This is a genomic window from Bacillus mycoides (genome assembly GCF_000832605.1).
Lineage (GTDB): Bacteria > Bacillota > Bacilli > Bacillales > Bacillaceae_G > Bacillus_A > Bacillus_A mycoides.
This window is the reverse complement of the sequence record NZ_CP009692.1, coordinates 1,966,575-1,980,106: the sequence shown is the minus strand read 5'-3', so window position 1 is coordinate 1,980,106 and position 13,532 is coordinate 1,966,575. Positions and strand designations below refer to the sequence as shown.

Below are 13,532 nucleotides of genomic sequence, written 5' to 3'. Positions count from 1 at the left end.
AAAGGACGTGATGTAATGGGATTCCCAAAAGTTGAACGCTTGCTCATCAATTATAAAACATTAGATGAATTTAAAAAATTTAAAGGGTGCGGAGCTCAAGAACTATCCATGTTGGAAGAATTACAAGCAAACATTATTGAAAATGATAGTGAGTCTCCATTTTACGGGATTTATTATGGTGGATCGCTAATCGCACGTATGAGTCTATATATGAAAAGGAACGGTGGAGAACCATTTGAAATTACAGGTACTTACCTAGAACTTTATAAACTTGAAGTATTGCCGACTTTTCAAAAACAAGGATTCGGACAAATGCTTGTTAATTATGCGAAACAACTACAATTCCCAATTAAAACGATAGCACGTATCCAGTCATCTGGTTTTTGGGATAAATTAAGTTTCCAGCCAGTATCAGTAACTGATGGTGATTTTTATATTTGGCATCCAGAAACAAATTCGAATGCGATTACAAACGAAGAATCTGCATAAGAAACAAAAAAAACAGCTGTTACGCAGCTGTTTTTATTTCTTTAATTTTTCTAATTCTCCATTCGAGCGAGCGCCATTTCTTTCCGCTACCATTACACTTCTTTTTTGATCGATATAATCAAGTAATGTTCTATATTCTTCCTCATATACTGATAATCGCTCCAGAAGACGTTCTTTCTCTGTTTGTAACGATTCAATTTGTTGTTGCAACACCATTAAAGAGCTTTCATCTTTATAATTTCGCAAGAATTCAATAACATCATTCAATGTAATTGATGTAGGCTCTAATACCTTTGTCTCTTTCACTTCATAATTTTCTACTTTACGAAGTTGCTTTGCTTCTTCAATACGTTCTTTGTATTGCTTTCTAACATAAGAATTCCACCTAAATCCACATGCTGCTGGTGTGCGAGACAAATGTCTCCCCACTTCTTTAAAGGCAGAAAGTTGCGTTCCACCTTCTTGAATATGCCGGAGTACTACTTCTGCCAGAAGCAAATCTTCATCATCAGTCCAAGCATCTTGTCTTGTTGTCGCCATCTCTCTAGTCCTCCCTATGCATTTTTTATTAAGCATATGCAGTTACTAGAAAAGATAGAATACAACAAATAAAGAATAAGACAAAAAAAATAAACGTAGAAGATATCTTCTACGTTTATTTTCCCACAATTACTTGCTGATTACTTCTTTACCTTTGTAAGTACCGCATGCTTTACATACACGGTGAGCTAATTTCGCTTCACCACAGCTTGGGCACTCTACCATACCAGGTACTGATAATTTGAAATGCGTACGACGCTTTCTTTTTACTGTTTTAGAAGTTCTTCTAAAAGGTACAGCCATTCTTCCCACCTCCTTAAAAGAAATAGTTATTTTCATATGAAGGCCTAAACCAGTCTTCCGATTATTTGTCAAAAAACTTTGCAAGTCCTGCTAATCGTGGATCAACAGTCTTTTCTTTGTTTTCTTCCGAAATCACTTGCCAGTCTTGACCTTGCATCGGTGCTCCACCAGAAACATCATCACTGAAAATTTGCATTGGAATCTCCAAAAGTATATTTTCCTTGATTACGGGCAGTAAGTCAAGTACTTCTCCTTCTAAACAATGAATTTCAGCTTCTGTTTCAAATTCTTCTTCCGAAGTTTGGAACACCTCAGTTGTTTTAATGTCAAATGGTAATGTCACATCTACTAAAGAGCGAGAACATGGTAAAACCATGCTTCCAGTTATATGTAGATGAAACGTAAACTTACCGGAGCCAAAATCAACTCTTCCTGTTACATGAGCAGGATTAATTTCACGAATATCTTTCTCGACCTCTTTTAGTTCACTTACATCTACCATTTCATTTAATGTCAATCCTTTATTTCTCAATTTATTCAATTGATGGATGGACCATTTCATATCATATCACCTCAAGGCAACAAACAAAATTATAGCTAGCCATTTTATATTTGTCAATGTTTTTTCTTTACACTATAATGAAGTCATCATAGGAAATAATATATAGACTATCACGTTTTCCAAAAAGATGCTACATCGAAAGGAGAGATTACCATAAAATCCAGTGGTATTGTTGTTGAATATAACCCTTTTCATAACGGTCATGCTTATCATGTGCAACAAACAAAAAAGTTAACACAGTCTGATATTATTATCGCCGTTATGAGTGGTCCTTTTTTGCAGCGTGGTGAGCCCGCACTCATCTCCAAATGGTATCGTACCAAAATGGCCTTAACAAACGGCGTAGACCTCGTTGTAGAGCTTCCATATGCATTCGCAACACAAAAGGCCGAAACTTTCGCAAATGGCGCAATTTCGATTTTAAACGCCCTTGGTGTTTCTGAAATTTGTTTCGGTAGTGAAGATGGACAAGCTGAAAATTTCTACAATACCATCGCTATACAAAAAAATGAAGAAGAGACTTTTAATCGTCTTGTGAAGCAATTTATGAATGCAGGTAATAGTTATGCAAAAGCTACATCTGAAGCCTTTCTACACATCTTACCACCCGAAAAAAACGTAGATATGTCACAACCAAATAACATTTTAGGCTTACAGTACATTAAAGCAATTCTCTTACAAAACAGTTCGATGCAAGCACAAACTATAAAAAGATTCGCCTCTCATTATCATGATGAAACATTTCACGATCAACATATTGCAAGTGCAACAAGTATTCGCAAACAGCTATTTAATGAAAACAGTTCCTCTACAACTATTGAGCCTTTTATCCCGAAAATGACTGCTTCTCTTTTAGAAAACTACAAGCAAAACTACGGGACGTTACATAACTGGGAAAAATACTTTTCATTTTTTAAATACAAACTTATGACGATGTCTTCAGAGGACTTACAACATATATATGAAATGGAAGAAGGTTTAGAGCATCGTATTTTATCAAAAATACAAAACAGTTCATCTTTCTATTCATTCATGGAAGCATTAAAAACAAAACGTTATACATGGACTAGATTGCAAAGAGCTTGTACACATATTTTAACAAATACAACGAAGGAAGAAATACACAAAGCAAATATAGAGCAACATGCGCCGTATATCCGTCTTCTCGGAATGTCACAAAAAGGACAAACTTATCTTTCTAGAAATAAGAAAAAAATAGAACTCCCAATCCTTACTCATACAAAAACATTCGAACATCCAACTTTAGATATAGAACGAAAATCAAATGCTGTATATTTCTCCATAATGCAAGAACCTTTGCGGACACAACTGCTAAAACAAGACGCAACGCATCATCCAATTCGTTATGATGAAATAACGAAAAAATTCCTATAAGAAAAACCTCTCTTCTTCAGAGAGGTTCACTTTGTTTTACCCATTTTTTCCAAATAAGTTAATGCATCATCCAGTGTGTCCACCGGTACAATTTTCATCTTCGTTTTAATATCTTTCGCAGCTTCAAGAGCATCTTTATAATTCGATTTCTCTACACCTTTTTCATTTGGCGCAAAAAACACTTCAGCTCCCGCATCACTAGCAGCTACTACTTTTTGCTGAATACCACCAATTGGACCAATTTCTCCTTTATCATTGATTGTACCTGTTCCAGCAATTTCATGTCCGTTTGTTAAATCTTCTTCAACGAGCTGATTATAAATTTCTAGTGTAAACATTAACCCCGCTGATGGACCGCCTATTTCATGGGAATCGATTTTCACTTTCGGATCTACTACTAACTCTCTTTCTGTAACGATAGAGACCCCTATACCGACGCGTCCATTCCCATTAGGGATCGTCTTTACATTTAAATTTTCTTTAAACTGTTTTCCGCCCCGCTTGTATTCAATATTTACTGTGTCCCCTTCTTTTTTCCCTGTCATATACTCAATAAATTGTTCCGTCTTGTCGAATATTTTTCCATCGACAGCTATAATAACATCTCCAAGCTTAAGCTTTCCCTCTGACGGCATACCCTTTGCTACACCAGCAACCAGTACACCTTTATTTTCAAAAGAAACAGAGCGATTTGCACGTTTATAAGCATTATAGATTGCTGCATTTTGCGAATCTTTCATTGCATAATTTTGGCGAAATTGATATTCTTCATCACTCTCGCCTTTTTGCAATATTTCTTCCGCCTTCGAAACGTGTGTATATTTATTAAATTGCGCGGCTATTAAGTTCACCACATTAGCAGGTCCCATTGAGACAGTGACAAGCATGAAATCGCCAGACTCTTTAGTTCCACCGTCAACTTGCACGTACGGCGCTAATTTCGCGGCCATACCTGGTTTTGTCACATAATACGGCAAGCGCACATAAACAAGTAGCATCGCCAATATAACCCCTATTAAAATTGCATATATAAACCGAAAACGCTTAAACATTATGTTTCTCCTTCCACTGCTCAATTAGTAAATAAATGTTTGAAATATGTTTTTCCGCTTCCACTTCTCCGACCCTAATAATGTCTTCAATATGTGTAAAAGCACGCGAACTAAATTGTTCCACTGCTGGCCGCATCATTAAATCTGATGCTATTTGCCGATTCATCACAAGTTCATGTTGCATAATTTCAATACTTTGCATAATTACATCATAAATCGATGTAACCTCTCCATTCACCTTAATTGGAGATACATCAACAGCAATAACAATATCAGCACCTAAATCTTTTACAACCGATACTGGAATACGGTCAATTACCCCTCCATCCACTAATAAGCGGCCATCTATTTTTTCTGGAACAAACACCCCTGGTACAGATATACTAGCTCGAACCGCCTCCGCAATCGGACCACTTGTAAAAACAACTTTCTCCCCCTTCAAAATGTCAGTAGCCACAACAGCTGTCGGGATATCTAACTCTTCTAAATTTTTATTATATGTAAACATTTTAATCATATCTTTAATACGTTTTCCAGCAATAAATCCCATTTTAGGAACTGTAAAATCCAAATAATATTTCCTTTTGAAAACAGCTGCCAATTTATACAGTCTTTCAACGTTACAACTCGCTGCATAAAATGTACCAATTAATGCCCCTATACTACTACCTGCTATCATGTGAATAGGGATGCCAGCTTCCCTCAACACTTTTATTACCCCTATGTGAGCAAAACCTTTTGCACCTCCGGATCCAAGCGCTAAACCGATTTTTGGTTCCTTCATTTTTCTCACCCTTTAATTTTTTTCATTCCTTTTTCATACTTATGGTCTAAATTCACCACATATCCACGTATACTGAAATGAACGTTTTTGGGACAAAGGGGGATTTTCTTACATGTACGAAAAATGGAAAACTGCTTTTCTTACCATATCAATGTTATTTTTAACCTTTTCTCTTGTACTTCACCCCCAAGATGCTTTGCAAGCTTCAATTCGCGGGTTAAATATATGGTGGGAAGTTGTATTCCCTTCACTACTACCGTTTTTCATCATTGCGGAACTTCTAATCAGTATTGGTATTGTAAAATTTATCGGTGTTATATTAGAACCACTAATGCGTCCACTGTTTCGTGTTCCAGGGGTAGGCGGATTTGTTTGGGCAATGGGAATGGCTTCAGGATTCCCCGCTGGCGCCAAATTAAGCGCTAGACTACGCAAGAGCAATCAACTAACACAAATTGAAGCGGAACGACTCGTATCTTTCACAAATTCTTCTAATCCACTTTTTATTTTCGGAGCGGTTTCTATTGGTTTTTTCAATAATCCGAAATTAGGACTCGTATTAGCAGCAGCACATTATATAAGTAACTTTATCGTCGGATTACTTATGCGCTTTTATGGTAATAACGATACTTACATAAAAGACAAACATACGAATCAAAAGCGTGCCTTTCAAAACCCTTTTTCCATCCTCCACCAAACACGTATGCAAGAAAAAAGACCAATCGGAAAACTACTCGGTGACGCTATCGTTTCTTCTATTCAAACATTGCTCATGATTGGTGGGTTTATTATTTTATTCTCTGTTTTAAATAAAATGATTACTGTTTTCAAAATTACAGAAGCGCTTTCTTTTATTATGCAACATATTTTATCATTCTTCCAACTTACATCCCAATTTAGTATTCCGATATTATCCGGTATTTTTGAAATGACGCTTGGAAGCCAAATGATTAGTCAAATTAATGAATCAACACTTCTTCAACAAGCGATGGTAACAAGCTTCATTTTAGCATTTAGCGGTCTTTCTATTCAGGCACAAGTAGCAAGCATATTAGCGGAGACAGATATCCGCTTTAAACCATATTTTTTAGCTCGAATTATCCAAAGTATTCTCGCTCCTATTTTCACTTTTATATTTTGGGGACCATTTTATGAAAAAGTTCATTCTTTCTCGCCTACGCAAGAAGATCTTCCCGTATTTTTATTGAATCATTCTTATACACTAACTGATATTTGGACATCATTTATACACTACGGACCAATCTTCACCTTATTTTGTTTATATTTGTATGTCATCTTATTGTTTTTACGCATTCATAAAGAAAAACCCCGTTCACTTTAACGGGGTTTTAAACTTTTCTTTTAAAGCACGCTCTACAATCGGAGGAACAAGGTCTACTACACTCCCACCATATCTCGCAACTTCTTTCACAATACTTGAACTTAAAAATGAATATTGATTATTTGTCATAATGAAGAAAGTTTCGATATTTTCGTCTAATTTTCGATTCATTGAAGTAATTTGCATCTCATATTCAAAATCAGAAACTGCTCGCAAACCACGTAATATTGCATTTGCATTACGCATTTTTGCATATTCCACCAATAATCCACTATGTGAATCAACTTTTACATTCGGAATATCCTTTGTCGCCTCTCGAATTAACTCTAGGCGTTCTTCTACCGAAAAGAATGGTTTTTTTGATGAATTGTTTAAAACAACTACATATACTTCATCAAATACTTTTGCTCCCCTTTTAATAATATCCAAATGTCCAAGGGTAATTGGATCAAAACTCCCTGAAGAAATAGCTATACTTGTCATTCTGTCCCCTCACCTTCATACTTATAAATCGAAATTGCTGTAATCCCGTAGTTTTCTGCCCGTACTTTTACAAGCTCTCCTATAGAATCAGGTAAAACCACGTCATCCCCATGCTCTGCCATAATGATGCCATCTTTATTTAACAATCCATGTTGATCCATTACACTAACTAAAGACACAATTTTTTGAGCTTTATATGGAGGGTCTATTAGTATAAGATCGAATGATATTTCACGCTTTATAAGCGCCTTTACCGCACGCTCTGCATCATTTCGGTACACTTCAGCTTGTTCTTGTAGTCTACAGCTTTCTAAATTTTGATGAATGACTTTTATCGCTTTACTATCTCGGTCAACAAAAATCGCTTTATCAATCCCTCTACTTATGGCCTCAATTCCAAGACCACCGCTACCACCAAATAAATCAAGAGCGATACCACCATCATAATAAGGACCTATCATATTAAAAATAGATTCTTTCACTTTATCTGTCGTTGGACGCGTTGTATTACCAGGTACCGCTTTAAGTGGGTGCCCTTTACATTTTCCTGAAACTACTCTCATCTGTTGTCACTACCTTTATTTCAATCTATAGAGCGATTACAGCAAATTCATTTCAATTCGGTAACCGCTACCGATTCATACTATTTCATACATTTTTTCATTAATCTGTTATTTAACTAATTGAAAACCTCAGTTAAAATAATCGCTCGCTATTTCTTTCATATCCATTTCACTATTTGCAAGCAACAACCCTCTATGTACATCAGTTCCACTTTACCTTTTTTATCCTATCATAAAATAAAAAAAAGAAAAATAAAAAGCCTAACATAAATTTTAATTTCATTATGTATATCTTCATTTTAGATTGGACATAAATAAATATAACAACATCATTTTCGATGTTGTTGCCAACCGCGGAGAAGACTTACGTTTCCCCATAAGTTCTTCCTCCGGTTTCTCCTCTCCCTTTGCCTTCTTACTAGTAGTACATACTAGTATTAGAAGGGCCCTGCTTTGCAGGGTTTTTTTATTTGTCTACTTTTCATTTAAAAAGTCAGGTGGTACAGTAAAAGAAAGAGGAGGAAAAAATATGATTCAACGCTTTATAGAACTCGGAGAAGGCTACTCTGACTTATATGAATTACTTGAAATTGCCAAAACAAACCAAGAACGTGTAACACATATGTTACAATTCGAAACTGTAAAAAACGAAAAAAAAGTGTGTTCACTTGTTGTAATACTAAAACCGACAACTACTGGTGATTTCCAACCATTATACATATGTCGTGAAGGCATTCCTGTACTTGAAAATAAAAAAAGTAAACGTGTCGTTTTATTTGAAGAAATGGCGGAACAAATAGGGAAAAAAGTTACTCCCTTTACTGTAAAACCATCAACAACTTTCCCTGAAAAAGAACTATTTTTTAATCATCTAATTGGTATTTTACGAATGAACAATTTCATTCCTCCAATGAAATAACACGTTATTTCAAGTAAAAAAATCCCCTGCTAAATTTAGCAGGGGATTTTTTTACTTAGCTATAATCGTATTCTTTTGCCCGATCAGGACGCGAATTTTCGAATTCCGTTTTTAAAAATGGGCGATACGACTGTTCTACTTTTTTTACAAAAGGAAGTTTATTCAATTTTTGCATCATATGCTCAATTTGTTCCATATCACAATATACAACGGCATATTTCAAACGTTTTGATATGTAATGAATGTTACCATATTTCCTTAAAATCTTGGCATGTTTCAATGAATGTAAATAAACAATCATACTTTGTCGTTGCCCGAACATAATCTTCTCCATCTTCTCCTTTTAAAAACTTATATTCTTATATTTTATGAAAACCAATCATAAATTTATGACATTAAAGAACAAACTCTGTATACGTTTTCTTCTATATTCTAAAAAACGGGGTAAATTACCCCGTTTTTTTACAACCACAACCGCCTCCGGTACCACAACCACCGCCACAGCCACCCGCATCAAAAAACGGATTTCCTGTTGGAACTTTAACGGAAGAAGACACCTCAGAACCAATTGCTACACTAACTTCATCTAATAACTTCTGTAAAGTTGTTTCTGCTCTTTTAAAGGTCGCAACCTTATCATGCATATCTACAGAACGCTTTAATTCCCTCATTTTCGTCGAAACGAAAGTATAATCAGGATGATATTTACCAAAACGTTGCACTTCTTCGTATCGCTCTTTCATCGCTGTAAATTGCTGAATTAGCGTCTGAACTTCTATATCTTCTTGTAAATCCTTATAATACTTACGATAATCTTCTGCTATATCTGAACAGATGATCGCTTTTGCAAGCTGCTCTGCCTTATCTAAAATCAATACGCTTTCCAGCGTCGCTACAATCATGAGAGACACCTCCGAGTATTCATCATAACACATTTGGAACAGAACTACTAATTGAAGTGTCTCACCTAAAAGAAAGATATGATTCTAATTACTTTTCATACAATCTCCTTGCACTCTTATACACTAATATGCTCCGCAATATTATATTTAAGAACATCCCATTTCCCGCTATTCTCTTTCACGTAGCTAATACATGCGTTTTTTAACGGCGTTTTAAATGTAATTTCATTTGGTGCAATTGCGTGTAAAATAGCTTTTATTGCATGTGAATGCGCAACAATGATAATACGTTTATCTCCATGTGCTGCTGCAACCTGTTGTAAAGCCGTAAAACAGCGCTCTACAATTTCTTCATCCTGCTCCATTCCTTCTACATTACCTTCTGTAATTAACTCTCTAACGGCCGCAACTGGTTTCCCAGAAGCTTCCCCAAAATTACGTTCCATAAATCGCTCATCTAATAAAATAGATGGTAATCCAATAGCCCCAGCAATTTCCTTAGCTGTTTCTTGCGCTCTAATTAACGGGCTACTTATAATTATATCCCACGATTCCGCTTGCAAGGCAGCTGCACTTTGACTCGCTTGCTTCTTCCCAACTTCATTGAGTGGAATATCTTCGCGCCCTTGAATAATCTCTTGAAAGTTCCAATCAGTTTGTCCATGTCGTACTAAACAAATTTCCGTCATGCTGCAACTCCTTTTTTAAATAATCCGATTCTATTGTAACAAAAGTTTTGCATAACGGACATAGTTTTCCCTTCCAATTACGTCGTATTTTGCTGCTTCATATACTGGAACATATCAATCATAATTGAAGCAACGGCCAATTGATTTTGAAATTTTTCCACTTTATCTGGTATCGTTTTTTTGAAATGCTGCATGGCAGCTAGCTCAAAAGCTTCTTTTTCTTCTGGGTTACGCGTCAATTTCCGGTACCAGTATGGCTGTTCCCGAATATAGCGAGCTAAATCCTCATCAGCTTTTATAAACTCCATAAGCTCTGCTCTCATTCTCTTTCCCCCTAATCCTTTTGAAAGAAAAAAGGATTATTTTCAGAAGTACTTTGTTCTTGCTGCGCACGGTTTCCTTGAAATTGTTGAATAACTTGTTGCACGCTACCAATCGCACTCGTTACATTTGCTAAATGATGTTGCATTTGTTCTACGTCTAGCTTTTTAAAGAAAGAAAGCATTTGCCCCATCACATCAGCAGTTTTTTCCTCTTCTGTTCGATTTTCTTTTTCTTCTTTATTTTCTTTTACCGAAGAAAAAGCAGGTGCTCCATCAGGTCTATATGCTGTCCATATTTGATCTTCTTCACCAAGTAAGTACCATTCTTCATAAAATTGCTGCCAAGTTTTTTGACCACTTCTAACCTCATGAACCATTTTAGGGTGATGGTTTACAAACTCTTTAAACTGTTGAACCGATGGATGTAACGGCCCTTTTGTTGTTGGCATAATCCTCACCTCTTCATGTATATCTACTATATTGTAAGAAAAAAAAGGCACATGGTTCGCCTATTTTTAGACGATTCATGCACCTTTTTATCTTCCTATTTGTGGACAGTTAAAGCCCGATTGGTGAAGGCTAATAATCATTGAAGGATGCCCCCACTGATTAAAGTTTCATTTTATTTTCGGATAAAGTTTTGAGTATAAAATTTATCATATACCCCAACACCTAATCCAGTAAATTGCTCATTTAATAAATTCTTTCTGTGACCCTCACTATTTAACCAACCTTGTACCGCCGCAATTCCATCGCTATGTTGCGCCGCTATATTCTCACCAGCAAGTTGAAAAGCCACTTGCCCACGTTGCAAGCGATCTCCTAACGTACCAAAAGTAGGTGAATCGTGTGAAAAATAATTATTATCCTTCATATCTTTACTATGGCCAAACGCAACATCTGCAGTTTGTTGATCCAACGTTAACAACGGTAATTGATGACGATTCCGAATAATATTTGTTAAATCGAGAATTTGTTGCATATTTCCATTTTCTACTTGCTTCATTTTTTCTGGCGTCAGCGGCTGTTCCGCTATTAATTCACCTGAATAAACAAGTTGATATGGTCTTTGTCGTAATAACGTTTCATCATCCATATAACGAAGACCAACAAGCTCATGTGTAAAGTGATCAAAGTATAATTGTGCCCATCCATCTTCTACAGGTACTAGCGGTTGTTCCATTACTTCCGTATCAGATAACTCAAATTGATAACTATTCTTTCCTCTTTTTAATGAAATCTCATGTGAAAGTGGATTCTTTTTATATACCTCTTCATACTTTTCATTTATATAATAGGGAGCCACCTTAACTTGCTCACCAGCAACATACGCCGTTACAACTTTACGTTCAGCAACTCCAAATTGAACATACTGAGCTAAATCTTGATTATACACCCACCATTCATATCCATAAGCAGACGGCTCTATTCGAGATGGTTCGCCCCACTTCGCTAATAAATTCTCAGAGTCCCCACCGATCATATTTAAAACAGTGTCTGTGGATTCTTCATTTACTTGCTTCTTCTTTTTCACAATTTTATTTTCTTGCTTAGAGTGAGATGGGGTTAATATATATTGTGACACGAGTAACTTCCCGTATAAATCAACAGCTAAAATTAAAAATGTAATCATTACGATACGCAATAATTTCTTCAAACGATATACCTCCTGAACAAAGCATAAAATCGAGATATACACAAATCCTTTTTTTTCCTTTTTTGTGTGTACCGTACTCTTTTCACTATATCATATTTTCACGAAAAAAGTCTGGATTATCCCTTTTCTCGCAATACGAATTGCACTTTCTTATTATTCGTACTATTATAAAAATAATGAACTAACATTAAAATAAGGAGGTATTCTATGCAATTTACAAATACAAACTTTACTGATGCAGTCGTTGATCTAACTCTTTTAACTGAGATTATGGAAAACAATCATTTTGTACTTGCCGGACAATGGGATTACGAACGCGTTACATATGATTATAAATTTGAAATATTAAAGGATATTTATTATTTACGTGTACAAGGATTTGCTGTTGAAGGTGACATCGGCGGCAGACACGCTCAAGTAAAACTATTGCCACCCTTATTAGGAAAACATTATTATCCTCATGGCGTTGAATATGGCGATGATGAGATTTTTCCAACGAATGTACTTCAAAAAAGCGAACAACTCCTACAAAATATTGAAAAAGAGTTAAAAGAATTTCAAATTATTGAATAACAAAAAAACTAGCGCATTAACACGATGCGCTAGTTTTTATTTCGTCTGCAAATAAGGAGGTAACTCTTGCAGCTGCTCTTTATCCTTTTCACGCTCTCTACGTGCCCATTTAAAGAACACATAACCGATAATCGTACCGTACACTATTTCCTGGACAATTTTCATAATAATACCACCTGTTTGCTGGTCTTGTACTACCGGCATCCAATGTAAAAATTCTGGTCCAGTTATATTTAAATCTGATAAAGTACCCGCCGGTACACAGAGTTCCATTGCCTTCATCCAAGCGGCCGGATCTGTATATGTTGCAAATAATGGTGCAGTCGCAAAAATTATTAACGCACAAGCTGGCGTTAATAAAATACCATTAGCAAACATGTAACCAAGCTTCTTAATATCACTTAAAGTTTGATATTCTGGCAGTGGATTTAACATCGGCCACCACATCATCATTGCTGCAAAAAACAATATAGCAAGGCAAATAGGATGCGCTATTTGACTTTGTTTTACTGCATCAAAAACAATTGGCAAATGATAAAAGGAAAACAGGCCATTAAATACAAACAACGCAATAAGCGGCTTAGCAAAAAACTTTATCACAATTTGAACGAACTTAAAAGAAGTAATATAACGATATAACCAAACAGGTATACCAAGCAGTAATAACGGAGGCACCGCAATATACATTACTGCCATCTCAAACATATGTGCACTAAATATGATATGACCAATTAAATCAATAGGTCCTCCCTTTACAACATACAAAAGAACAATCCCGGTCGTAAAATAAAAAATTTGCTTCTTACTTACCTTCGTCGCATTTTCAAATCGCGTTCTATACGGTCCAATAATTAAAAAATAACTAATAAGAATCGAGATCATAAATAATAAAAAAATTGGACTCCATAAAGCTTGAAAACCAAATACCCATAAGTTTTCCATTTCCACACCTACCT

General features: G+C 35.7%; 19 protein-coding genes. 5 read left to right on the top strand and 14 right to left on the bottom strand.

The features are described 5' to 3' along the window. Window positions 1-15 precede the first annotated feature (15 nt). Window positions 16-489 carry an N-acetyltransferase gene (locus BG05_RS12295; RefSeq protein ID WP_002014751.1) on the top strand — a complete coding sequence of 158 codons (474 nt, stop codon included), beginning with the start codon at window positions 16-18 and terminating at the stop codon, window positions 487-489. Between the two features lie 33 nt (window positions 490-522). Here the strand turns inward: BG05_RS12295 and BG05_RS12290 are convergent, their stop codons facing one another. The 3 genes from BG05_RS12290 to BG05_RS12280 all read right to left on the bottom strand — a co-directional run bounded on the left by BG05_RS12290 (window position 523) and on the right by BG05_RS12280 (window position 1,894). Continuing rightward, window positions 523-1,029, bottom strand: a complete 507-nt coding sequence (locus tag BG05_RS12290; RefSeq protein WP_002066865.1) for an RsfA family transcriptional regulator — start codon at window positions 1,027-1,029, stop codon at window positions 523-525. Between the two features lie 129 nt (window positions 1,030-1,158). Next, complete coding sequence (gene rpmF / locus BG05_RS12285) at window positions 1,159-1,332, bottom strand: 50S ribosomal protein L32 (protein ID WP_001984764.1); 174 nt, start codon at window positions 1,330-1,332, stop codon at window positions 1,159-1,161. A 61-nt stretch (window positions 1,333-1,393) separates the two neighbouring features. Further along, window positions 1,394-1,894 (bottom strand): YceD family protein, encoded by a 501-nt coding sequence (locus BG05_RS12280; protein WP_002014753.1) that lies wholly within the window; start codon window positions 1,892-1,894, stop codon window positions 1,394-1,396. A 213-nt stretch (window positions 1,895-2,107) separates the two neighbouring features. Between BG05_RS12280 and BG05_RS12275 the strand changes: the two genes are divergently transcribed. After that, entirely contained in the window at window positions 2,108-3,289 is a 1,182-nt protein-coding gene (locus BG05_RS12275; protein ID WP_002014755.1) for a nucleotidyltransferase, read from the top strand. 26 nt (window positions 3,290-3,315) lie between these two features. Here BG05_RS12275 and BG05_RS12270 read toward each other — a convergent pair whose 3' ends face one another. Both BG05_RS12270 and BG05_RS12265 read right to left on the bottom strand, forming a co-directional pair. Then, a complete protein-coding gene (locus BG05_RS12270) occupies window positions 3,316-4,341 on the bottom strand; it encodes a SepM family pheromone-processing serine protease (RefSeq protein WP_002088283.1) in 1,026 nt (341 codons plus the stop codon). Further along, the gene (locus tag BG05_RS12265; RefSeq protein ID WP_002088284.1) at window positions 4,334-5,125 is read right to left on the bottom strand and encodes a patatin-like phospholipase family protein; all 792 of its coding nucleotides are present in this window, start codon (window positions 5,123-5,125) and stop codon (window positions 4,334-4,336) included. The genes BG05_RS12270 and BG05_RS12265 overlap by 8 nt, the downstream gene beginning before the upstream one ends. 112 nt (window positions 5,126-5,237) lie before the next feature. Here BG05_RS12265 and ylbJ point away from each other — a divergent pair, with 112 nt between their 5' ends. Then, a complete protein-coding gene (gene ylbJ, locus BG05_RS12260; protein ID WP_002033736.1) occupies window positions 5,238-6,467 on the top strand; it encodes a sporulation integral membrane protein YlbJ in 1,230 nt (409 codons plus the stop codon). On the opposite strand, the gene coaD is transcribed toward ylbJ, so the two are convergent. After that, entirely contained in the window at window positions 6,459-6,950 is a 492-nt protein-coding gene (coaD, locus tag BG05_RS12255; RefSeq protein ID WP_002128865.1) for a pantetheine-phosphate adenylyltransferase, read from the bottom strand. The genes ylbJ and coaD overlap by 9 nt on opposite strands. Then, window positions 6,947-7,513 (bottom strand): 16S rRNA (guanine(966)-N(2))-methyltransferase RsmD, encoded by a 567-nt coding sequence (gene rsmD / locus BG05_RS12250; protein ID WP_001266992.1) that lies wholly within the window; start codon window positions 7,511-7,513, stop codon window positions 6,947-6,949. The genes coaD and rsmD overlap by 4 nt, the downstream gene beginning before the upstream one ends. Window positions 7,514-8,042: 529 nt before the next feature. Here rsmD and BG05_RS12245 point away from each other — a divergent pair. Then, entirely contained in the window at window positions 8,043-8,432 is a 390-nt protein-coding gene (locus BG05_RS12245; RefSeq protein WP_002014762.1) for a DUF7147 family protein, read from the top strand. A 55-nt stretch (window positions 8,433-8,487) separates the two neighbouring features. Here the strand turns inward: BG05_RS12245 and BG05_RS12240 are convergent, their stop codons facing one another. The 6 genes from BG05_RS12240 to BG05_RS12215 form a co-directional block, all read right to left on the bottom strand. Continuing rightward, a complete protein-coding gene (locus BG05_RS12240) occupies window positions 8,488-8,754 on the bottom strand; it encodes a YlbG family protein (protein ID WP_002088292.1) in 267 nt (88 codons plus the stop codon). 127 nt (window positions 8,755-8,881) lie between these two features. Next, a complete protein-coding gene (locus BG05_RS12235) occupies window positions 8,882-9,334 on the bottom strand; it encodes a YlbF/YmcA family competence regulator (protein ID WP_002128868.1) in 453 nt (150 codons plus the stop codon). A gap of 116 nt (window positions 9,335-9,450) precedes the next feature. Then, complete coding sequence (locus BG05_RS12230; protein ID WP_002014767.1) at window positions 9,451-10,023, bottom strand: histidine phosphatase family protein; 573 nt, start codon at window positions 10,021-10,023, stop codon at window positions 9,451-9,453. A gap of 77 nt (window positions 10,024-10,100) precedes the next feature. Beyond that, a complete protein-coding gene (locus BG05_RS12225; protein ID WP_002014770.1) occupies window positions 10,101-10,346 on the bottom strand; it encodes a YlbE-like family protein in 246 nt (81 codons plus the stop codon). A gap of 11 nt (window positions 10,347-10,357) precedes the next feature. Continuing rightward, window positions 10,358-10,795 carry a YlbD family protein gene (ylbD, locus tag BG05_RS12220; protein ID WP_002088296.1) on the bottom strand — a complete coding sequence of 146 codons (438 nt, stop codon included), beginning with the start codon at window positions 10,793-10,795 and terminating at the stop codon, window positions 10,358-10,360. A gap of 173 nt (window positions 10,796-10,968) precedes the next feature. Next, on the bottom strand, window positions 10,969-12,003 hold the full coding sequence (locus BG05_RS12215; protein WP_002128869.1) for a CAP domain-containing protein: 1,035 nt from the start codon (window positions 12,001-12,003) through the stop codon (window positions 10,969-10,971). A 207-nt stretch (window positions 12,004-12,210) separates the two neighbouring features. On the opposite strand from BG05_RS12215, the gene BG05_RS12210 reads away from it, so the two are divergent. After that, entirely contained in the window at window positions 12,211-12,576 is a 366-nt protein-coding gene (locus tag BG05_RS12210) for a YugN family protein (RefSeq protein WP_002014773.1), read from the top strand. Between the two features lie 36 nt (window positions 12,577-12,612). Here the strand turns inward: BG05_RS12210 and ctaG are convergent, their stop codons facing one another. Further along, a complete protein-coding gene (ctaG, locus tag BG05_RS12205; RefSeq protein ID WP_033708188.1) occupies window positions 12,613-13,518 on the bottom strand; it encodes a cytochrome c oxidase assembly factor CtaG in 906 nt (301 codons plus the stop codon). Window positions 13,519-13,532: the final 14 nt, after the last annotated feature.